Genomic DNA, 22,504 nt, shown 5'->3' with positions numbered 1-22,504 from the left:
AGGGTAATAAAATTTTTCAAACTAATGAACCTGCATTTAGTCAAAGGCTCTTGGTACGCAAACACCAAGAGCCCGAATACCTGAGCCCTGCAAATACCTCAAGGAATCAGTTCCATAGGAATGATGGCAAATCTCAAAAATGGTACGTTATTTAACCTGGTGAAGGCACCACCAGCGTAGACGGTGCTACTGCTGACCGCAAGGGCAGAGACGGTGTTGTTGGCGTTGGGATCCCAAGCGGTAGCGTTGCCACTGGTGACGTCCAGAGCGGCAATGTTATTGCGTGTTTGACCGCCTATGAAGGAGAAGGATCCGCCAACGTAGACACTGGTACCACTGACCGCAAGGGCAAAAACGCTGCCGTTAGCATTGGGATCCCAGGCGGTGGCGTTACCACTGGTGGCGTCCAGGGCGGCTATGCGATTGCGTGCTTGGCCACCTATAGAGGTGAAACTGCCGCCAGCGTAGACGGTGGTACCGCTGACCGCAAGGGCAGAGACGGTATTGTTGGCATTAGGGTCCCAAGCGGTAGCGTTGCCACTGGTGTTATCCAGGGCGGCTATGCGATTACGTGCTTGACCACCTATGGAAGTAAAGGCGCCGCCAGCGTAAACGGTACTGCCGCTGACAGCAAGGGCACCGACGCTGCCGTTAGCATTGGGGTCCCAGACGGTGGCGTTGCCGCTGGCGGCGTCCAGGGCGGCAATGTTATTGCGTGCTTGACCACCTATAGAGGTGAAACTACCGCCAGCGTAGATGGAGGTGCCACTGACAGCAAGAGCAGAGACCGTGTTGTTGGCGTTAGGATTCCAGGCGGTGGCATTACCGCTGGTAACGTCCAGGGCGGCTATACGATTGCGTGCTTGACCACCTATGGAGGTAAAGGCCCCTCCGGCGTAGACCGTGGCGCCACTGACAGCAAGGGCAGAGACGGTACCGTTGGCATTGGGGTTCCAGGAGGTGACTTTGCCACTAGTGGCGTCCAGAACGGCAATGTTATTACGTGTATCACCGCCCATGAAAGTGAATACTCCACCAACATAGACAGTGGAGCCGCTGACCCCAATAGCGCCGATTCCACTATTGGGATTGGGATTCCAAGCAGTGGCGTTGCCACTGGTAGCGTCCAAAGCGGCAATGAAATTGCGTGCTTGGCCGCCAATAGAGGTGAAGAGCCCACCAGCGTAGACGGTGCTGCCGTCGACAGCAAGTTCTAACACGCTGTTATTGGCATTGGGGTTCCAAGCTGTGGCATTGCCGCTGGTGGCATCAAGGGCGGCTATGCGGTTGCGTCCCTGGCCACCTATACTAGTGAAATTCCCGCCAGCGTAGACAGTGCTGCCACTGACAGCAAGAGCAGAAACGGTAGTGCTGGCGCTAGGATTCCAGGCGGTGGCGTTGCCAGTACTGGCGTCCAGAGCGGCTATGCGACTGCGGGCCTGACCGCCTATAGAGGTGAAACTACCGCCAGCGTAAACGGTAGAGCCGCTGACGGCAAGGGCATCGACGCTGTTGTTGGCGTTAGGGTTCCAGGCGGTGGCGTTGCCAGTGCTGGCGTCCAGGGCGGCAATGCGATTGCGAGCCTGACCGCCTATAGTAGTGAAGGTCCCACTGGCGTAAACCGTGGCACCACTGACAGCAAGGGCAGTGACACTGCTACTGGCGTTGGGATTCCAGGCGGTGACATTGCCTGTGGTGATATCCACGGCGGCAATGTTACTGCGTGCTTGGCCGCCTACGGAGGTGAATACCCCGCCAGCGTAGACAGTGGTGCTGCTGACAGCCAAGGCTAAGACGGTGCCGCCGACGTTGACGTTAGGATTCCAGGTGAGATCCACAGAACCATCGCCTAAAATATGGGCAAGACTATTGCGGGGTTCACCACCCACGTTGGTAAAAGACCCACCTATATACCAACCACCATTGCCATCAGCCACCACCGCATGAATAACCGCATTCACGAGTGGATAAGTGGCCACCGGTAAGCCTGTACTGTTGTCAAGAGGGACTCCGTTGCCAACGTTAGGGCCTACTAAAGAAAAAGCCCCTCCTATATAGATGAAGTTATTAGCCGCATCCAATACAACTGCATTCACAGTCCCATTAGTCACATAAGGCAAGGTCAGGGTTATCGTTGCCCCAACTGTATTGGTATTGGTGCCCGCAATAGTAATTGCCGTTGGCGGATGGGATTGCGCATTGACAGTAAAGTGAAGGTTGCAGCTCTCCCCTGCTATTAATATGGCGCAATTGCTGGCATCTTGAGTGACGTCGCTCATTAAAGCAGGAGGCAGACTTGCCATTACATTCAGTGCAGTATTACTGCCCGTATTGGTCACAATTAATGACCCTGTCGTATTTGGAATTAATAACAGAGGCGACCCACTAACGGAAATCGTTGCACTGGGTGCTGGTGGCGTCGGGGGTGCCGTACTTAAGGTGATGTTGAGCTGATTACCCGGGCTTGGCTGATTACATTGATTGCGATTAGGGCTGCCGTCAGGATTGGTTTGACATAAGACCGGGCCGCCATGAACACCGTTTTGAGGCAAAGCGCTGCCAGTAATGATAAGATTTAACGTACAACTGCTGCCCGCTTGTCCTTTGGGGGCTAATACGCAAAGAGTGGTTTGGGTCACACCTGGTAACGCCAAAATGGCCAACCGTTTGGATTTATGGGATTGATTCTCGATGATATACTGTACTGTGGCACTGCCGTTTGCCGGTACCACCTGGGTAGGATTAGAGCCTACTGCCGGAGTAAACGTCCATAAGGGTTTAGCTGCGTGCACCATGGACATGGCCGAAAACAATAAAAATAATCCAACCAAGACCTGGTAAATGTAAAATATTCGGTTTTTTATAAACATACTGGTATCCTTACCTCAGATAAGTGAGATTCCATAGCACCCCATCAGTATAGAGGTGATTGAGCTTAAGACCTGTATTGGATATTTGACTATAAGCTCGTCCAAGAAAGACTATTCCCAATGATGATACTTTGTTAATGATGGATAATCAAAAAAATTCCTCCAGTTTTTATTCCTCAAACCTTGCCCCAATCATTTCCAGACAGCGACTCAGTTGTTATGAAATTTGATGAGTGAAATTCCATATCATACAGAATTCACTGATGGCATAATTAAATTTTTCGTTACGTAATGATCCTGGCTCCAAAGAAATAAATCAAAACACGTTTTATGCCCAATAATTTGGTAAAATCTCATCTTCTAATATCCAAAGTGACATAACATGACCAACAAACCACGTCTTATTATAGGAATTAGCGGTTCTTCAGGAATCATTTACGGCATCAGGCTACTGCAAGTGTTACGAAAATTAGCCATAGAAACCCACTTGGTGGTCAGTAAAGCAGGCCAGTTAACTCGTGCTTATGAAACAGAACTCAGTTTACCCGAACTGAAAGCCCTGGCTGATGTCTATCATCCTTGTTCTGATATTAGCGCCAGTATTGCGAGCGGCTCATACAAAACCATGGGCATGATAATTGCGCCATGTTCTATGAAAACTCTTGGAGAAATTGCCCACGGTGTGGGCAGCTCTTTACTCTCCCGGGCAGCTGATGTTGTGTTGAAAGAACGCAGAAAACTGGTCTTGATTCCTCGTGAAGCACCGCTGCATCTCGGTCATTTGAACAATATGGTTAGCATCACTCAAATGGGCGGCATTATTTACCCACCTGTGCCTGCTTTTTATACCAAACCACAAACTATTGCCGATATAGTCGATGAAACGGTTGGCAGGGTATTGGATATGTTTGATTTGGAAAGTGGCCTGATTAAACGGTGGGGAGAAGATTAAAAAAAATGCGGCCTCAGCCGCATTTTTTATACGAAACCTGCTTAGCGCATTAGCTTCTGGTAGGGCTTGGCGCAGCGTCCAGGTCACTCGTAGCAGCGGGTTGATCTGCAACTTGAGCAGCCGCCTGAAAGATGGGTTGAGAGTGTTGAGGCTCTGCATCACCTGCATGAAAATCGTCGGATGCTTTAGGTTCTAAAATTTCCATAGCGTTTTGCATAGCCTTTTGCATACGTTGGGTACTTGAAAAGTCTGCATCTAAATTCGAATGAGCATCGTAAGCAGAGTGATCGTCCAGGCCACGAGATGATCTTGGCTTGGTGAAGAAATCTCTTATACCGTTGATAGTATTGACCACCGCAGCAACCACATAGACTGATGCACTTGTCGCCAAATATGCCAAGCCACCAACAGCAAGAAGTTGTGGCACATAGCCTGCACCAACCAGAGAAGCGATGGAAACACCAGCAACAGTGAAATTAACAACCGCAGCAAGAGCAGCAGGCCAAAACGCAACAGACAATACGGCAAGACCAGCAACAGCCAATGAAGTCCAAAATGCGACGGATATTGCTTTAGCATGATTGGCTATCAACCCAGAAAAACCCCTTGCGACGTAGTCAACAGCAGCAATAACTCCTTGAGCAAGAATGTCTAAACCAGCAGTCACAATGCTAAACAAACCAGTCCCTTTTTTTTCTTGACCGTCTTTATCGAGGTAGGTGTAACCCAGGATGAGTTTGAATATACCGGAAAGAATCCAGGCGGGAGCATAAGCTACGCCTTTTACAAAATCCTTAAATGTCATAATGTTACTCCAAAGTTATAAATTCAAGCGGATTGTAACAACCATGTACCTGATTGAGAATAAAAAAGACGCAAGATGTTGTAACAAAAGTGTAAATTAAATTGGTTTTTCTTTGATCGAATGTGAACTATATTTATCTAACCAGCGACATTAGCTGCACATAAATCTTTTTTATTGCCCAAATTATTGCGCTAGCGTCTTTTTAAAAGACATCTTGCAGAATGGTGAAATGAACAAAAAAAATCAATAAAAATAGGTGGTTACGATTTGACCTAAGGGGGAATAAGGTCTTTGGTCTCATACCTGAATTTGAGCATTGCCTGCTCTTAAAATTTCCTGTTAGAATGCTGGCCAATAATGCCGCAATCTGGATTGTGATGACGACTACTCTTTTTCCTGTAATTCTTGCCGGAGGTTCAGGCACTCGCCTATGGCCTTTGTCTCGCCAGAATTTTCCAAAACAATTTCTCACGTTAAATGGTGAATGTTCTTTGTTGCAACAAACCATGGCAAGAGCCATGACCTTGCACAGTGAGGGCTTAATCATAGTCAGCAACGATGCTCATTATTTCCTTTGCCAGGAGCAATTGCAGGATTTTGCCAATCAGACGACCTATTTGCTTGAGCCTTGTGTTCGTAATACGGCACCGGCAATCGCCTGCGCTGCCCATCACCTGGTTCAAAGTGCCGGAAGAGATGCGGTAATGCTGGTGTTGCCCTCAGATCACTGGATAGCCGATGACCGTGCCTGGAAAAACGCTATGGTTACCGGGATTCAGTACGCTCTGGAGCATAAAAAAATAGTGACCTTTGGTATTGAGCCGGACAGCCCCAAAACAGGCTATGGCTACATAGAATCCGGTTTGCAATTAACGCCAAATGTAAAGCAGGTATTAAGCTTTAGAGAAAAACCAGATGCACAACGTGCTGCTGAATTTATTGCTGAGGGTAATTATTTTTGGAACAGTGGCATGTTTGTCTGCACCGCAGGCGTTTATCTGGATGAATTAAAGCGATTTGAACCCAGTATTCATCAACACAGTGAGCAAGCCTTGATTCACGCCCAACATCATCATGATTTTATTCGTCTCGAACCGGATGTGTTTGCGCAATGCAAGGATGAGTCTATAGATTATGCCATTATGGAAAAAACGGATAAAGCAGTTGTTATTCCCGTTGCCATGCAGTGGAGTGATCTGGGCTGTTGGACTGCTGTTGCGGATGCCAATGAACAAGACGAGAACGGCAATACCCTCAACGGCAAAGTCATCGCACAAGACAGCCATAATTGCCTGATAAACAGTGAACATCTGTTGGTCACTACCGTAGGGATTCAAAATCAAATTATTGTAGCAACCAGCGACGCCGTTCTGGTTGCCGATAAACGGTATTCGCAGCAAGTTAAGGAGCTGGTTAATTCATTACGTAAAGATCACCACCATCTGACTCAGGATCACCAAAGAGTAAACCGGCCATGGGGATACTACGAAATTTTAGCAGAAGGCTCAGCCTTTAAAGTGAAGCGCCTTATGGTGAAGCCGGGGGCTAAATTATCCTTGCAAATGCACCAGCACCGAGCGGAACACTGGGTTGTCGTGGAAGGACAGGCAGAAATCATCAACGGAACACAAAAAATTAACTTATCAGTGAATCAATCCACCTATATTCCCCAAAAAACCCTGCACCGGTTAAGTAATCCAGGTGATACCCCGCTGTATGTTATTGAAGTGCAAAGTGGCAACTATCTCGGTGAGGATGATATCAGACGCTTTGATGACGTTTATTCAAGAAGGACAGTTGAACCCGAACCGGCTTAAGCGAAGCTTTGCATTTAAAACAATAGAAACAAAATCTCTGGTTAAAAAAATCGCTTGTTAACAAACGTTCATTGCAAAATCACATTCGCTATGAGGCCTGCGCAAGAATATTTAACGGTATTCTTGCAGGTCATTATGAATTGGCCTGGCAAATTCCACCGAACAAAACCAGGCTACAGTGCGCACTCAAAGAGTACCAGTCTATTTCCTGAAATTTTTGAAAACTTTGGTATCAATTCTGTAAATCTGCAAATAATCAGCTTGTTTTTAAATTAAATGCTATGTTATAAAAAAATACACTTCTGTTCTTTTCCTTGTATAATTAACAGGTAGTCACCATAAAAACCCTTCAACCTAGAGGTGATCGTATGCCAACAAGCAGCTTAATTCGCAAATCCTACAGTCTAACAATAGATAGGGATATGATGAATGAGCTTCGCTGTGAAGACATGGTGGCTGATCTGATAGCGTATAACCAAAATCTGGGCGGTGTTGGTTTTCTCACCCCTCTTGGTTATTATCTCGACTTACTTAAAAATACGCAAAAAGTCATGTTTGCCTTCATGACAGAAGAAAAGAAAGAAGAGCTTCTGCGCCAACTTCAAGTAACCTGTTTACTGCTTCTTGCGCAGAAAAGACATGAATCCACTCACCAAAAAACAGAAAACATTCAATTCTACGAATATTACATCGCTAAATGTCAAAAACTCATCGATGCCTTGGGATACCAAAAATATTGCAAAGAAGAACAGATAATACCAGTAGAGACTAACGAATGTGCAACCGATGGCTATCCAATAAAATACCTCTTCATCGAATTAGGAATTTGGTTTGGTGAAAAAATAGAAGAAATGGCCAGCCGTAAAACTAAAACCATCAAAGAAGCTATGGGTTGGTTTAATGAAAAAAGACTATACTGGGTGTGGGAAAGCGGCTTACTCATCAAGGCACTTGAACTCGTTCCCGCCGATTTTTTTAATGTGGGCAATGCAGCAAAAGCAGTGCAAGCGCCTGCGCCTTATACTGGTGCCATCAGCTGGGGATTGTATTATTTTCGTGGCTCCTTAAATTTGTTTTTATTACTGAAGCACACCATCAAAGGTTCATGGATGAGCGAAGAAGAGAGCAACATTCCGTGGACTGAACGATTTTTAACCCAATGGAATCAAAGAAAGTTTACCCTACTCAATGATTTTGTCTGGGCGACAGGAAACTGCCTGTGCTACTTTATTCTCACCGGAAGCGGGGCATTGGGAACCTGGGGCGACGTGCTGACCCTGGCTCTTCTGGCTTTTGATATTGGGCTCGCCGTTTGGGAATATGAAGAGAATAAAACCCAATTCTTGAATGAAATGCTTCATTACGAAGAAGACATCAAAGCCATTAAACAACGTATAAAACAAATAAATAACGATCCAGACGCTACTGAAACAGAAAAAAAGAAATTAAAAGAATATCGTCTGCAATTGCAATGCCTTGAAAAAGCCCAAAAGCAGTGTCAGAAAGACTGGGATTATCAGAATATAAGCCTTAGAATTAATATAGGATATGCTGTAGGTTTAATGTTGGCATTCGCTTTAGTTGCACTACCTTTTCTCCCCATTACAGGTGCGGCACTTGTTACTTTAAGCGTCACAGGAACCGTTATCTGTTTTGTCTTAACAGTACTCAATAACGCCGCAAAGGGAGGAATGGAGCTGTACAAATCCTACCAATCCAAAAAAGAAGCCCAACTCGAGTATGAAGCGAAAGTGGCCGAGTTCCATGATTTAGTACTGACTAATCCTGATCTGGAAGACAATCAGAAGAAAATGCTGTTTCTTGAGATCAAAAAAACCTTGGCAGAAACCGATTATCAGATGCAAATTGTCGTTTTTCAATCCTTGCATCTTGTCAGGTCGTTAATCATAGAGACCTTAATGCCCGCTCTTATTTTTACCAGCCTGGTATTTTTACCTCTAAGTACTGGCCTTGTTGTATTGGGCGCAGCACTTGTTCTGGCTATTTATACTAATTCGCTGATTGACGATCTGTATAATCCAGAACAAGCCAAGATCAAACATTTTGACGAAGAAGAATATAAAACTTTTTGCACTGATCCGGATAATTGGGGGAAAAAATCAGTACCAAAAGCACCACAATTCTTCAAACCGGAACCCAAGCCAGAGGACTTGTCAGCAGAATCAAAATACGATATTGAAGAAGAAAATCACTCATTTCTGGAACCCAAACCAGGGCCATGCGCTGGCCTTGCCTGAATAAATTGTCCCGGTTAAACCGGATTTTGGTTGGGACAATTGCTAAAAAAGTGTATAATTGCTCTTTTTGTTACACAATAAATGGTCAGACATGAATCTTCAACAAGTATATGACGTCATTGTAGTGGGTGGGGGGCACGCAGGAACCGAGGCAGCCCTTGCAGCAGCTCGAATGGGTATGCAAACCCTGCTGCTTACCCACAATATGGACTTGCTCGGCCAAATGTCATGTAATCCAGCCATAGGCGGAATAGGCAAAGGGCATCTGGTAAAAGAAATTGATGCCCTGGATGGTGCTATGGCTCGAGCAGCAGACAAAGCCGGAATTCAATTTCGCATACTTAATGCGTCCAAAGGGCCAGCGGTTCGGGCAACACGAGCGCAAGCAGACAGAGTACTGTACAGAAAAGCGATAAGAGAGCAATTACAAAATCAACCGAATCTGGTTTTGTTCCAACAAGCTGTAGATGATTTATTAATCGAAAATGGTAACGTTGCCGGTGTGATAACCCAAATGGGCTTTACTCTGCGTGCTCGTGCAGTAGTACTCACTGTAGGAACTTTTTTGGGTGGAACAATTCACGTTGGAATGAATCAATATGCCGGTGGACGAGCGGGCGATCCCCCAGCGATTAAATTAGCAAAGGGCCTGCGGGATCTGGAATTGCCGGTTGGCCGTTTAAAAACCGGAACCCCACCGCGAATAGACCGTCGCTCCCTTGATTTCAGCCAAATGACGGTACAACCAGGCGACACACCGTTACCGGTATTTTCTTATATGGGTTCAGTCAGTGATCATCCACTGCAGGTGCCTTGTCATATCACCCATACCACAGAAGCAACCCATGACATCATTCGTAACAATCTGCATCAATCACCTATGTATGCAGGTGTTATAGAAGGAGTAGGACCACGGTATTGCCCGTCCATAGAAGATAAAGTGGTCCGTTTTGCTGACAAAATATCGCATCAGATTTTTGTTGAGCCGGAAGGACTGACTACCGAGGAAATCTATCCGAATGGTATATCCACCAGTTTGCCCCTGGAAGTTCAGGTCCAATTCATCAGAACCATCAAAGGATTTGAAAACGCCCACATCACCAGGCCTGGATATGCTATAGAATACGATTATTTTGATCCACGAGGATTAACCTCTTTTCTCCAGACCAAAGCCATACCTAATTTATTTTTTGCGGGTCAAATCAACGGAACTACCGGCTATGAGGAAGCGGCGGCCCAAGGGATTATTGCCGGAATGAATGCAGCCTTACAAGTGCAAGGTAAAGACTTATGGTGTCCTCGCCGTGATGAAGCGTATATCGGCGTGCTCATAGATGATTTGGTAACCTGCGGCACTCAAGAACCCTACCGAATGTTTACCTCAAGAGCAGAATACAGGCTGCTGCTGCGTGAAGACAATGCCGATCTGCGCCTGACGACAAAAGGGCGAGAGTTGGGATTAGTGGGAGATGCCCGCTGGGAACGCTTTAGTAATAAAAAAGAAGCCATAGAAAAAACCCAGACTTTACTGCACAATACCTGGGTGCGAGTGGGTCATAATGATGCCTTGCAACACGTACTTGAAAAACCCATGCAGCATGATAATAGAGCAGCTGAATTTTTAAAGCGCCCGGAAATTAATTACCAGCATTTATTAATGCTCGAAGAACTGAATTTACCTGAGCTACCCCAGGACGTTACCGAGCAAATTGAAATTCAAAACAAATATGCCGGATACATAGAGCGACAAGAACAGGATATTGAGAAATTACGTAAGTACGAACACACCATTCTTCCGGAGCATCTCGATTACTCCAAGGTAACTGGCCTTTCCAGTGAAGTGATGCAAAAACTGGCTCAAATAAAACCCAAATCGCTAGCACAGGCAGGCCGTATTTCCGGGGTTACTCCCGCAGCGTTGTCACTGTTGCTGGTTCATTTGAAAAAGAATCGGCTTAGCGCATGAATAATGATGAAATCCTTAGAGATATACTGGACAGTGGGCTGCAACAATGTCACTTAAACTCCGTTGGTGATTCGTTATGGCAGTATCTGCTTTTATTAAAAAAATGGAATACTGCCTACAATCTGACTGCTGTCCGTAAGCCTGAGGAGATGATAAGCAAGCATCTTTTAGATAGCCTTGCAGTCATACCCTGGCTCAAAGGAACACGGATTTTGGATGTTGGCACTGGAGCCGGTTTGCCTGGCGTTCCTTTGGCCATAGCCCAACCGGATAAACAGTTCGTACTTTTAGACAGCAATGGAAAAAAAATTCGTTTTTTAAATGAAGTAAAACGACAACTTGACTTGGAAAATCTTGAAATTGTACAATCTCGAGTCGAAAACTACCACCCGGCTCGAGGTTTTGATACAGTAACAAGTAGAGCATTCAGCAGCCTGGATCAAATGATTTATTGGACTCAACATCTTATTGCCGACAACGGAATTTGGTTGGCAATGAAAGGACGCTACCCGGATACGGAATTATCGATGATTCACCAAAATTATCATGTTGAACAATACACTGTTGCCGGTGTTGAGGGTGAGCGCTGCTGCGTCATTATTGAAAACACAACCAAGGAATAATTATGGCGAAAGTCATTGCCATTGCGAATCAAAAAGGAGGAGTGGGCAAAACCACTACCGCCATTAATTTAGCGGCTTCTTTAGCTGCAAACCGCCAACAGATATTGCTTATTGATCTGGATCCTCAGGGTAATGCAACCATGGGAAGTGGAGTGGATAAAAATCAATTGGTACACACAACCAATGACGTCTTGTTGCGTGATTGTCTGGCAGAACAGGCGTGCCTGTCTACCAGCTGCGGCTATGATTTAATTCCGGGAAATGGTGATTTAACTGTAGCTGAGGTCAGCCTCATGGACCGCAATCATCGTGAGACCTTCTTGTTTAAAGCGCTGCAACCCATAAAAAATAATTACGATTTTATTCTTATTGATTGTCCACCTGCGTTAAATACATTAACGATTAATGCGTTTGTAGCCGCAGATTCTGTCTTAATACCCATGCAATGTGAATACTATGCTCTGGAAGGCTTGGCCGCATTATTAACCACTATAGAGCAAGTAAAATCGACGGTAAATCCTCGATTGCATATTGAAGGGGTTCTCAGGACTATGTACGATGCACGCAACCGACTGTGCGCTGAAGTATCCAAACAATTATTGGAGCATTTTGCAAGTAAAGTGTACAGGACAGTCGTTCCGCGCAATGTCCGGCTGGCAGAAGCACCAAGCCATGGCTTACCGGCCTTACATTATGACAAATCATCTCCAGGAGCCGCAGCTTATATGGTACTTGCCTCTGAAGTGATAAGCAAACAAACCGTAGCAGGTTAATTTGAGGTAATTTATGACAGTAAAACGCAGCAGCCTGGGACGTAATCTATCCGCTTTGTTAAGCACATCTGGAAGTACGCTACTCCATGAGAAACCAAAAACAGATAACCTTAAATTAGCACTAAACTGCCTGCAACCAGGAAAATATCAACCTCGTGGCGAAATGGAGCAAGCTCCTTTAAACGAGTTGGCCGAATCCATCAAAAAACAAGGCGTGTTGCAACCTCTTTTGGTACGTGAAATAAACGATGGTCGGTATGAAATCATTGCCGGAGAACGACGTTGGCGAGCATGCCAAATTGCAGGTCTTGACGAAGTACCGGTGATAGTCAAGCAAGTTGATGATGAAACTGCTATGGCTATGGCTTTAGTGGAAAATTTGCAACGTGAGGATTTAAATGCAATGGATCAAGCTCGCGCCATGCACAGGCTCACCAGCGAATTTGCCCTGACACATCAGCAAGTTGCTGATCTGCTCTGTAAATCAAGAACCGCCGTAAGTAATTTCCTAAGATTACTCTCCCTGTCATCTTCGGTTAAAAAGCTGTTAGAACACGGTGATATAGATATGGGACACGCTCGTGCCTTACTGATGCTGGATGAAGAACAACAAACCCAGGTGGCACAAATCGTTATCGCCAAAAATTTATCCGTACGAGAAACCGAAAAACTGGTTGAACGAGTAAAAGCGGGCATAATTGAACAAAAAGTAGAACAAGAACCAACACCATTGTATAAAGACAAGTTGAGTGATTTGGCACAACGTCTGCAAACGCAAATTAAACTTAAGCCTGGAAAAGCGGGCAAAGGCTCTCTGGTTATTCATTATGAAAATGCGAGTGTCTTGCAAAATATTATTGAGCAGTTAATGAATTGATTTGATGTAATTATCCGTGCTTACAAAAAAAAGCGCTTCAAGCGCTGCCTCATCAACTACTGACCCGAACAACGTGTCTAAAACGGAACATGAATTGGACCGTATTTTTAAAGCGCAAGCGATGCGAGTCATGACTCTGAGCGCTGGTTTTTCGGCCTTGGGGAAATGCAAAATGGAATTGCCCAAGGAGCTATCAATTGCGGATATTCCTCCGGCATCCTTCGCTAGGGGATCTGCAAAACTACTGTATCAAATGGTTGATACAGGTCGAGCCAATTCAGGAATACCCCAATACAAAAAACATGGAATATCACTCTTTCACGATGCCTACCATCGTGAAGCTTTTTTTGAGACAAATGCAGTTTTAAGTCTTACTCAATCAAGCTGCATTATTGCTACACCAGATTCGACAAAGAAACTGATTCCAGTAGTGCGTTTCCTATTACCGCTCATTTATCGCTATTTATTAATGAAAAGTGGTGGACAAGGTATTTATACGTTTATTCGCCATCTTTTACCAATAAAACACCTGAAATGTACAGAGCACGTTGTGCTAATACAAATACCTGGTGAGGAAACAAACAATATCCTGCATCATTTAGGCATGTTAGGTGCCTTACCGAACCGGGACTGGCAGCTTAAATATTTTGCAGAACGATACGACAGTGTCACAGAGATGCGTGATCGTTATTTATACCTCATGTCCATTCTGTATATCGATCAAATTCCCCAAATGGATCAAGCACTACGCATCAAAAATACACACGGTTCTTATGAAGAGCAAAAAAACACCCTCTTAATGCATTTAAATCATCACAATCAATGCTATCGTACTGGCATGGAAAAAGAACAGAGATTATTTTACAGCCAATTTTTAACGAAATTAATTCATGCCATTTCCTTTGACGAAGCCACTTCTGATTTACAACTTCAGCTGCACTCGTTGTTTTCATTACAGCGAATAAAAAAAATGCTAAAAAACAGTACGGCACTATCCTATCCCGCCTTCTTACGTACCATAGAGGCGTGTATTGATGAAATTACGATTTTATTGACACTACTACACTATAACCAAGAAGCAGAAGCTGCTTCGCAAACATCTGAAATAGCCAAACAATTTATTACAGATACAGTAGGCATTACCCCACAAATGATGACTCTTAGGTCATCTGCAATGCAAGCCATCTGGTCTTCTTTTGATATGGCACTTGCTTATTTTAGAGACAAAGAACCGGATAAACCCATTACGGTTTTTATACCGCACACCATTTATTTTGAAGTGGTTAATATACTGAAAAAACTGTTTCATCTGCCTTTATACCAGCATGAACAGGATTTAAGCACTGCAATATCTTCGAATATCTTTTCAACAGATTTTATTGGTGAAGAAATACCCTATTCTTCCGACGTTATGTACGATTTGATCATCACCAATTTTGAGTCCAATATTCAGTTTAATAGTAATGGAATTGAATTTACAGACATTAATGCATTGGTAGAAAATCAATTTCGTTTGCGAAGAGTGAAACAAGAACATGACAAACCATTAATCGTGATAATCGATAATACCATGAGTGATTTTGATGATGTTTATCTTCCGTTTTTTTTAATGGAATTTAACGAAGAAATTAACTCAGGGACATTATGCGTGTTGATTTCTCACAGTGGCAATAAATACGTACACTTAGGCACAGACAAAGCGTTAGCCGCCCTCATGTATGGTTACTACAACCCATATTATTTTACCCAGATGGATGCCTTAATTAATGAGGAACTTAGATGGGGGCCTGGTGATTTCGATTACAGCTCGCCTACAGTGTTATTAACAAAGGCTTTTTTAAAACATGGAAAAGAAGAAATTCTGGCCTATTCTTCTCTGATTCGCCAACGAACCTGGCATGTATTTAATTCTATTCCTAAAGAACTGGTGAATAATTCAGGCTATTTTACTATCGATAATCCTGTTTCAAATGCAACATACAAACATTTGGCCCCCTCTTGCACCACCCTGCAAAATAGTTGTGGATTTATTATTATAAAATGCAATAAAAACGCATTTTTTGCAGGCAACATTCACAATCATATCTTTACCAGTGTAAATAGGGTTTTAATGGAATCAGGCATTGAAGGAAGAGATGGATTTGGATTCAGTCAAACAACGAAAGTATATATCAGAATGCCCGGATCTGCTGATGCCATAAGAATTAGTATTGGCACCGAATCCTTAGATGACATTGTTGCCTCTATACGCCTTGTATGTGATTATCTCATCGAAATTAATAAAATCATGGAGGGTTATCGTAATAACACCACAAAAAGCAAAATCTACATTAACACAGGTAATCCCTATTTTACTCATCTATTCGCTGCAGTTGATGCCATCTATCAGCAAGCAATCAAACAATTATCCATATTAAAAGACGACTCAAAGAGTCATGCTCAGTGCTCAATGTAATCACGATTTATGTATTTAGCTCCCTTAGATTAATGTTCCGTTTTCATCTCACAATGGATACCCTTGCTCGCAACTGATGAACAGGCTTGAACCAGCCCACAAAAGACGTTCACCTGCGAAAATTATGCGATACCCAGTGCGCTTAAAACCTTGATTGCGCTGCGCTGCATTAAGGCTACTCAGGCTGAATTTACAAAAATTACAGCATAGACACATTGGATATGACTCAGAGACCACACCAGAATATGTGCTATATTATTACAAAGTGAAAATAATTTATAAATCAGGGGATAATAATGCCCGATAAAGCCTATATTCAAACAGATTTTGTGGTCGATTTACAAACTGAAATTCATGTTGATCAGGAAGCAAATGTAACAGACGATTCTGCCTTTCTGCTGATTGTTGACCGTATCAATTTTGAACGATTATTCAAAAAAACTTATCCCGACAGCACCAATGACCCTAACCTTATATGGGATGCTTTATTCGGTAATTATCCCGCTAAAGCCTCTAGGAGGTTTGAAGGGGAAAATGAATCAGTCCGTTATCTAACGGGTGACTCTTGTGAAAAAATATTACAACATTACAAACTTTTTCTCAGTGGCATAGACTTTGATCACTTGCCCTCAGGTTTTTTTCTCACCAAAAATCCTGTAGGAGGTGGGGTTCGTGACGTATTACACTACAGCGCTTTTTTAGCAGAACAAAATCCGCAAACCAACCCTCTGGCTGTTGTTCTGTCAGAAAAAAAACCTGTTGACGCACTCCAACAACACCATTTCCAACCCCCTCAATCCCTATGGTATGACTATTTACGCACAAAAATACAGTCAGAAACGACAACCTATTGTTCAGAAGAGGAATTAAAAAAAGCATTTATTGCTTTTTCCAATACAGTCAAACGGCTGGGTTTAGCGTTTTATGAACCTGATTTTAAAACCTTTGCCAAAGAATTTAATCCTATAGTCCTGTTAAGCCGCTGGAATACTGTATTAACCCAACCCAATCTAAAAAATGAAGACATCAACAGTCAATTCAACTGCTTGTTACAATTGCATTTAACTTCAGGCTATGGCGCTTTACGTGCAATAAGTGACTATGAAGGCACCGATAACCCATGCGGCTTTTTAGTGCCTGAGTTGTTTGAGCCGAAAAAATATCAAAACGGCCAATGGATTACTACAAATAAAAAATATCACAATATTCCTTACCTAAATTTTTCAAAATATTATGATAGATTAAAAATTAAACATATAAACCATAATGATGAATTTTGGCGTTATCTTGCTTACCAGCCTCAGCGTAATTCGCTGGATTATTACCAAAAAGGACTAGCAAAAATTGCCGCTATGAATTTGTCTAAAAAAGCCAAAAATGAAATGAGATCTTTGCTTCTGGCAAGCTCCACAGGTCAAGCTCATCAAGCGCAAAATCTGGAAGAAGAACAAAAAGAACTTGAATACTGGTATCAGTTTTGTGAATTGGTTAATAACAGCTCATCAGTTACATTTGCCATAGCAACGGCCTCAAAACTCCTTGGGAATAAACATTTTCATGGGGTTTTTGCACATTATATATTTGAGCTGAAACGACTACCTAATGTTAATTTTTTAAACAGCGTTGCCCTTAGAATGACAGAGCTTCTAAAAGAAATAGGCACTAACGAGCTATTAGTTGGAATCGCAAAGGGAGAAAACCCTTTTAAAAAACTGGAGAAATTTAATAAGAAGCTGGACGTTCTTTTAAATCAACACAAATCTGCTTTTTACCAAGGCGCTCGCTTTTACTTCATCGATCAGAATTGGCGGCAGCTTGATTTGCAAAAATACATAGACTTACAATGGCGTATTCACAAAATCTCATCACCTCATCGTTCCCGTGGAATACCTGAACAATTCTGGTCTACTATTGTTCCCCTCTTAAGCACTTTTAATATATTAAAACTCAGTGATGTCAATGAACTGGTTGAACGCCTTGAGAAAGCAGGTAAAAAAGATTACAAGGATTTGACATTTTGTCTCTCCTTGTTTAATGACGTGACACGCCCCCTTGCCAAACACGATTTGTTTAAAATCATTGATGAAGTTCATAACCGAACGACTCCGTTTGATTCAATGGATTCTACTTTAGAATATGTCGAAACCCATTTTTCAGAGGCTTTTGAGCAAGGCCATCTGGCAAAGAAAAAGGAAGCCTTAGTCAATGCACAGTATGGAGTTAATGAAGAACAAATTCGTGCAATCCAGGAACTGAAACTTTCTTCAGAACAAACGCAGATGCTGATTCGTATTGAGTCGGCAATACTGCGCCAAAATCCTGCGACCACCGATGAGCAACTGCGTGCGCTCAATGATCACATGGTGAGGCTAAGCCGTCTGATAACTGCTGCAGATTTCACCTTCTTGTTGGAAAAACTCCCTTCAACTCCTAAAGAAGCCCCCCGGAACATTGCAGAGATGAGCTACCTCATTCAACTGTTGAGTAATAAACGCTCCATAGAATCATTCAGACAAATTTATTACCGCAATCAAATCGAGCAGTGTACCAATAACTCATTAATTCCCAAATACATCTATTTTATTGAACATTTGGTAACCAAAGCAAAGAATATTGGCTCTATCCCTGTTCCTGTTGTCCAGGAGTTAATGGCAAGCCTTGTTTTAAATAGTGATTTGGCAACCGTTCACCAAGACGGTTTTATTGCAAAAATGGAAGAACAACTCGCTTCTTTAAGTGCCATTATTGCAAAAAATCCGCACTTGCAACTCCATCTCCTGGATGCATTGAATCATATTCCCGAAAAACAAAGTAATCACTACTTCGGCCATGTGATCGATTTTGTCGCATGTATAGAGCAAATTACTGCTGTTTTACCTGCAGGCGAGGACGAAGAAGCACAAAAAAACATGCTCACTGTCTATGCTTTACTGGCTCATTTCCATAAAAATCCTATGGAGCTCCTTGTGCTTTGGAACAAAATAACCCAGTTAACAGAACCAAAACAGCGAAAATTCATTCTGGAATTAGCCAACAATTTAATAGAAAATAATCAAGAGGTATCCGATCTGGGGGCATTAATTGAAACCATTAAGTCGCAACCGCAAAAATTCGATATACTGGTTAATCAATGCACCAAACCGCCTTACCCCAGCATACACCAGATTAACTCCTGGCTACAAACCGATGACTTCCAAACACACTATCAGCAATTTTGCATGCTGCCCTATGGTGAACGCAGGCTTGATTTTGCCTTTGACCGCACCCATTTTGATGAGCAAAAATCACTGTTCCAAGGCACAGAAGATAACTTCTTCACTGATGAACGGGCAAACGAGCTTAATCGCCAATTAGAAACGAATAGAACTGCCAGCATTCACGATTTAAGAGAACAGGTGCACACACTAAGATCGGGGCCAATGCCGCTGAATAATGAGCAAAAAATGCAACTCTTGTGTGCCTGTATTGAAATGCTCGCCCGCACCACTGCACAGTTAGACGACAAAATTCCTCCCAAAGCCATCAGTCAGGAATTAAACACAACTCAGGTCATGGCATTATATGCCATGCTGACTAATCCCAGCACCCGGTTAATCAGTGAAATAGGAACGGGTGAGGGGAAATCCCGTATCACCATGATTCTTGCGGCTTGTCAGGTAGCTCAAGGAAAAACCGTTGATTTTATGACCAGCGATATGGCCTTGGCCGAACGTGATTTTTTAACGTATAACGCCTTCTTTAGTTCTTTAGATATAAGAACCAGTTTAATTTCTCTAAACACACCCAAGCAATTATACCAGCGAGGAGGCGTTAATTTTACTGATAACAGCCAGTTGCTGTTACTGCGCAATCGCAGTGATATTGTTCAAGAACCGTTTGCCTTCCTGGAAGAGGAGCCTGAAAGACGTTGTCTGCTCATAGATGAGGCCGATAAATTCATTCACGATAAAGCAAAAGACTCTTATAACTACGCCTCCCCATCCAAAGAATTAAAAGGATACGCCTGGATTTATCCACACCTGGTTAATTTTGTCCGCGAACAAAGAGGAGCAAATCCCAAGGATGCATTTAATGCAGCCGCATTAACGGAGCAATTCGTTGAGTATGTTGGCATTCACGATATTGATGAATTGCATCAATCCAGCGTACATCATTTAAATTCACATAATCCAAAACAATTAATCACCTGGTTGAATTCAGCCCACACTGCATTGCATATGAAAGAAGACCATGATTACAAAGTTACTGCAGATGTAGACGATCAACTCAAACGGGTTCGTGACGCAGAGGGCTACACCCGCTACACCCGCCAGATATTGGTTCTCGATTCAGGACGTCCAGTGGAGGGGGCTACCTTTGCTTTGGGCGTACACCAATGTTTGTGTGCTATTGAAAATCAAAAAGCAGACAAAGAAGCCTTTGTGATATTACCGGAAAATGAAACACAACGCTCTTCGTTCCCTGTCACGTTTATGGCACGGTATGATAAAGGCGCTATTTATGGCGTTAGTGGCACCGCACGGCATGAAGCACCCTCTGCACATAAAGACATTAATTACGAACAGTACACTTATCTGATTGTACCACGCCACAAAACTGTTCGCCGCAAAGAACGTAACATTTGGCTGGCTAAAGACGAACAGCAACAAATAGAATTCATGAAACACAGTGTTCGAGAACAACTCAATAAAAGACCCCAACGTCCCGTTTTGCTTATTTGTAAAAACGACAAACAAAGCAAACGCATTCATGATGCCCTAGTGGCCGATAAAGAACTCATGACTTTGGTTAAAGCATGCACTCGTGTACATGGCTTAACCGAAAAAAATGATGAAGTGAAGGCAATTAAAGAAGCAGGAAATCCCGGTACGATTACCATTTCTACCGTAGGAATGTTCGGTCGGGGCGTCGACATCAATGCGGATAATTTATTTGTTTCTTCCCTGTACGTTCCTACTTTTGAAGATGAAAAACAAATTAAAGGACGTACTGCCCGGGCAGGAAAAAAGGGACAATACCGCATGATACCCAACATGTCCGACCCAGACTGCCCTATAAACGGAAACACCCACAACATAGATAATGAAATAGACAGAATACAAAAATCAATGGCAATTAATGCGGTGAATCAGGAAGAAATTGCCAAATTATACGCCGAATTCCTGGAGCACGTGCATCAACAGTTCCTAACCAGCTTAACAAATACTCCAAATGCTGAGCATTTAGAATTGCTGCAACATTGGCAAAACTATTTAAGTGAGGTGCAAAAAGATTGGGATATCAAGAGAGTAGGACTGTTGGATTTGATTGAACACAACAAGCAAGATGACTTTATTGCCGCATTCAGCGCTTTTACCCAGGAATGGGAAGGCAAACTTACTTTTGTGAACAAAGAAAAATCGTTCACTACTGAAAAAGCACCTATAGTTTATGCTGCTTTATTACAGCATAAAGGATTTTTTAAAGAAACCAGAAAACCCATCAAAGAGCAACGCAAATACGATGTAGGCGACGACGGTCAGGCACGAATTTATTCAACGTTGTTTGCCAAGGAAATTGCCACCTTAAAAGGAGAAAGAGCCTGGTTTGCTGATTTTCGTGCATGGAAAGAAGGACGAGGCGATCTGTTTCCAGATGTGATGGCGACTCTACGTGGTGAACGGCCTTTGTTTGCTAACCTGCGTGCCACAATCAGTCGCTTAATCGAAGAACTTAAAGTGTGGTTAACAGCAAAACCTGAAGCCGCAAAAGAACCCGAGGTATCTCCTCAGGAAGCCATGGAACCCAAAGATCCACCTGCAAACGATGCGGAGACAAACCCAACACTGTCTTAATTAATTTGAATAATTTGATCTTGGAAAAACTCGGCTTGATTATTAGCGGGATGGTACTTTGGATAGCATTACTCAAATTGAGCGCCTTAGGGTCTGTTGACATATCTGGACCCTAGTACATCGTAAAATCGATGAATTAGAGAAAATCGATGACCTTGCCTTATATCCCCAAAGAGGTCGTTCTGAGAAATTCATTTCCGTACTGAAATGCTAGAATAAATGTATATATATTGTATAATTATACTATGTATATACATATTTGGGGTTGTCATGTCTAAAGTTATTCTAACGAAATGGGGAAACTCAATCGGAATTCGAATTCCTGCAGTTATCATTAAAGAAGCTCATTTACATCCTGGAGAAGAATTGGAAATTAGAGCCGATGAAAAGGGCGTGCTTACATTAATCCCAATCAAAAATCGGCAGGAAGGATGGTTAGAGCAATTCAATGCTGTTGTAGACAACAGTAGCGATGAAGCTCATTTAAATCTAAACAATGATTTCGATATGGATGAATGGACATGGTAAAAATAAAAAGGTTTGATATTTTTTTAGTAAACCTCGATCCAACAATTGGTTCTGAAATAAAAAAAACACGTCCAGCAGTGATTATATCGCCAGACTCAATGAATTTAAGCAGGCTAAAAACAGTTATAATTGCACCGATGACCAGTACAATCAAAGACAATTTTCCAACAAGAATATTGACAGAATTTAAAGATAAGAAGGGGCAGATAGCGCTAGATCAACTGAGATCAATTGATCGAACTCGTATTGTAAAAAAAATAGGCGTAATTGAAAAGGAAACCCAAATTAAGGTATTAGATCTTTTATCCATAATATTTCAAAAATAATTTTCATGTAACTCCCTACCTTATCCCGAGCGCAGGGAGATATCCCCCTGCAGTGGCACATACTAAAATAGTGTAAAAAACACTAGAAAAATTATGAGGTTATGAGCAAATAAATGATGAAAGACTACGAACAAATTATCACAACGCTTTTGGCAAAGAGTACTGAACTGGAAAAACATCTGAACACGAAGAGCAGCAACAGCTCAAAGCCACCATCCAGTGATGGGTTAGACAAACCACCCCGTACAATATCGTTTCATATAGCTCGTTATGTTAGAGAGTGTGCCACAGCAGGGAGATCCCTCAATGCGCTCGGGATGGGGATTTACGATTAAATATCTTATCTATTTAAAATGCTCTTCAACCTATTATTCCAAGACATTCATTTCCGTCCCGAATCGAGTCAAATTACGTTACTAA

At 42.8% G+C, this 22,504-nt stretch carries 14 protein-coding genes; 12 read left to right on the top strand and 2 right to left on the bottom strand.

Annotated elements, in window-relative coordinates; all coding sequences use genetic code 11:
• Positions 1–98 precede the first annotated feature (98 nt).
• Positions 99–2,870, bottom strand: a complete 2,772-nt coding sequence (locus Lwor_RS06610; RefSeq protein WP_058493111.1) for a beta strand repeat-containing protein — start codon at positions 2,868–2,870, stop codon at positions 99–101.
• Between the two features lie 382 nt (positions 2,871–3,252).
• Between Lwor_RS06610 and Lwor_RS06605 the strand changes: the two genes are divergently transcribed.
• Positions 3,253–3,822, top strand: a complete 570-nt coding sequence (locus tag Lwor_RS06605; protein WP_058493110.1) for a UbiX family flavin prenyltransferase — start codon at positions 3,253–3,255, stop codon at positions 3,820–3,822.
• A gap of 49 nt (positions 3,823–3,871) precedes the next feature.
• Here Lwor_RS06605 and Lwor_RS06600 read toward each other — a convergent pair whose 3' ends face one another.
• Positions 3,872–4,627 carry a hypothetical protein gene (locus tag Lwor_RS06600; protein ID WP_058493109.1) on the bottom strand — a complete coding sequence of 252 codons (756 nt, stop codon included), beginning with the start codon at positions 4,625–4,627 and terminating at the stop codon, positions 3,872–3,874.
• A gap of 377 nt (positions 4,628–5,004) precedes the next feature.
• Here Lwor_RS06600 and Lwor_RS06595 point away from each other — a divergent pair, with 377 nt between their 5' ends.
• The 11 genes from Lwor_RS06595 to Lwor_RS14210 all read left to right on the top strand — a co-directional run bounded on the left by Lwor_RS06595 (position 5,005) and on the right by Lwor_RS14210 (position 22,419).
• Entirely contained in the window at positions 5,005–6,444 is a 1,440-nt protein-coding gene (locus Lwor_RS06595) for a mannose-1-phosphate guanylyltransferase/mannose-6-phosphate isomerase (RefSeq protein WP_058493367.1), read from the top strand.
• Between the two features lie 368 nt (positions 6,445–6,812).
• On the top strand, positions 6,813–8,702 hold the full coding sequence (locus Lwor_RS06590) for a DUF1542 domain-containing protein (RefSeq protein WP_147279862.1): 1,890 nt from the start codon (positions 6,813–6,815) through the stop codon (positions 8,700–8,702).
• Between the two features lie 91 nt (positions 8,703–8,793).
• Positions 8,794–10,668: a tRNA uridine-5-carboxymethylaminomethyl(34) synthesis enzyme MnmG gene (gene mnmG, locus Lwor_RS06585; RefSeq protein ID WP_058493107.1), complete on the top strand. Its 1,875-nt coding sequence runs from the start codon at positions 8,794–8,796 to the stop codon at positions 10,666–10,668.
• Entirely contained in the window at positions 10,665–11,291 is a 627-nt protein-coding gene (rsmG, locus tag Lwor_RS06580) for a 16S rRNA (guanine(527)-N(7))-methyltransferase RsmG (protein ID WP_058493106.1), read from the top strand. The genes mnmG and rsmG overlap by 4 nt, the downstream gene beginning before the upstream one ends.
• Positions 11,292–11,293: 2 nt before the next feature.
• Entirely contained in the window at positions 11,294–12,064 is a 771-nt protein-coding gene (locus Lwor_RS06575; protein ID WP_058493105.1) for a ParA family protein, read from the top strand.
• A 13-nt stretch (positions 12,065–12,077) separates the two neighbouring features.
• Positions 12,078–12,941, top strand: coding sequence for a ParB/RepB/Spo0J family partition protein (locus Lwor_RS06570; protein ID WP_058493104.1), 864 nt, complete (start codon positions 12,078–12,080; stop codon positions 12,939–12,941).
• A gap of 16 nt (positions 12,942–12,957) precedes the next feature.
• The gene (locus Lwor_RS06565; RefSeq protein WP_058493103.1) at positions 12,958–15,396 is read left to right on the top strand and encodes a hypothetical protein; all 2,439 of its coding nucleotides are present in this window, start codon (positions 12,958–12,960) and stop codon (positions 15,394–15,396) included.
• Positions 15,397–15,692: 296 nt separating this feature from the next.
• On the top strand, positions 15,693–21,230 hold the full coding sequence (locus tag Lwor_RS06560) for a helicase-related protein (protein ID WP_058493102.1): 5,538 nt from the start codon (positions 15,693–15,695) through the stop codon (positions 21,228–21,230).
• 270 nt (positions 21,231–21,500) lie between these two features.
• Positions 21,501–21,758, top strand: a complete 258-nt coding sequence (locus tag Lwor_RS06555) for an AbrB/MazE/SpoVT family DNA-binding domain-containing protein (RefSeq protein WP_058493101.1) — start codon at positions 21,501–21,503, stop codon at positions 21,756–21,758.
• A complete protein-coding gene (locus Lwor_RS06550) occupies positions 21,752–22,084 on the top strand; it encodes a type II toxin-antitoxin system PemK/MazF family toxin (RefSeq protein ID WP_172458829.1) in 333 nt (110 codons plus the stop codon). Before Lwor_RS06555 ends, Lwor_RS06550 begins: the two co-directional genes overlap by 7 nt.
• Before the next feature lie 113 nt (positions 22,085–22,197).
• Positions 22,198–22,419 carry a DUF6444 domain-containing protein gene (locus tag Lwor_RS14210; RefSeq protein WP_058493099.1) on the top strand — a complete coding sequence of 74 codons (222 nt, stop codon included), beginning with the start codon at positions 22,198–22,200 and terminating at the stop codon, positions 22,417–22,419.
• The last annotated feature ends 85 nt before the right edge of the window (positions 22,420–22,504 follow it).

This window comes from Legionella worsleiensis (genome assembly GCF_001467535.1).
GTDB lineage: Bacteria > Pseudomonadota > Gammaproteobacteria > Legionellales > Legionellaceae > Legionella > Legionella worsleiensis.
Note: the sequence above shows the minus strand (reverse complement) of the source record. Positions and strands in the feature narration are given on the sequence as shown.

Bases quoted from the DNA above. Each gene is read 5' to 3' on its own strand.
- Lwor_RS06610 (WP_058493111.1), bottom strand. From the start codon at position 2,870: ATGTTTATAAAAAACCGAATATTTTACATTTACCAGGTCTTGGTTGGA.
- Lwor_RS06605 (WP_058493110.1), top strand. From the start codon at position 3,253: ATGACCAACAAACCACGTCTTATTATAGGAATTAGCGGTTCTTCAGGA.
- Lwor_RS06600 (WP_058493109.1), bottom strand. From the start codon at position 4,627: ATGACATTTAAGGATTTTGTAAAAGGCGTAGCTTATGCTCCCGCCTGG.
- Lwor_RS06595 (WP_058493367.1), top strand. From the start codon at position 5,005: ATGACGACTACTCTTTTTCCTGTAATTCTTGCCGGAGGTTCAGGCACT.
- Lwor_RS06590 (WP_147279862.1), top strand. From the start codon at position 6,813: ATGCCAACAAGCAGCTTAATTCGCAAATCCTACAGTCTAACAATAGAT.
- mnmG (WP_058493107.1), top strand. From the start codon at position 8,794: ATGAATCTTCAACAAGTATATGACGTCATTGTAGTGGGTGGGGGGCAC.
- rsmG (WP_058493106.1), top strand. From the start codon at position 10,665: ATGAATAATGATGAAATCCTTAGAGATATACTGGACAGTGGGCTGCAA.
- Lwor_RS06575 (WP_058493105.1), top strand. From the start codon at position 11,294: ATGGCGAAAGTCATTGCCATTGCGAATCAAAAAGGAGGAGTGGGCAAA.
- Lwor_RS06570 (WP_058493104.1), top strand. From the start codon at position 12,078: ATGACAGTAAAACGCAGCAGCCTGGGACGTAATCTATCCGCTTTGTTA.
- Lwor_RS06560 (WP_058493102.1), top strand. From the start codon at position 15,693: ATGCCCGATAAAGCCTATATTCAAACAGATTTTGTGGTCGATTTACAA.
- Lwor_RS06555 (WP_058493101.1), top strand. From the start codon at position 21,501: ATGTCTAAAGTTATTCTAACGAAATGGGGAAACTCAATCGGAATTCGA.
- Lwor_RS06550 (WP_172458829.1), top strand. From the start codon at position 21,752: ATGGTAAAAATAAAAAGGTTTGATATTTTTTTAGTAAACCTCGATCCA.
- Lwor_RS14210 (WP_058493099.1), top strand. From the start codon at position 22,198: ATGATGAAAGACTACGAACAAATTATCACAACGCTTTTGGCAAAGAGT.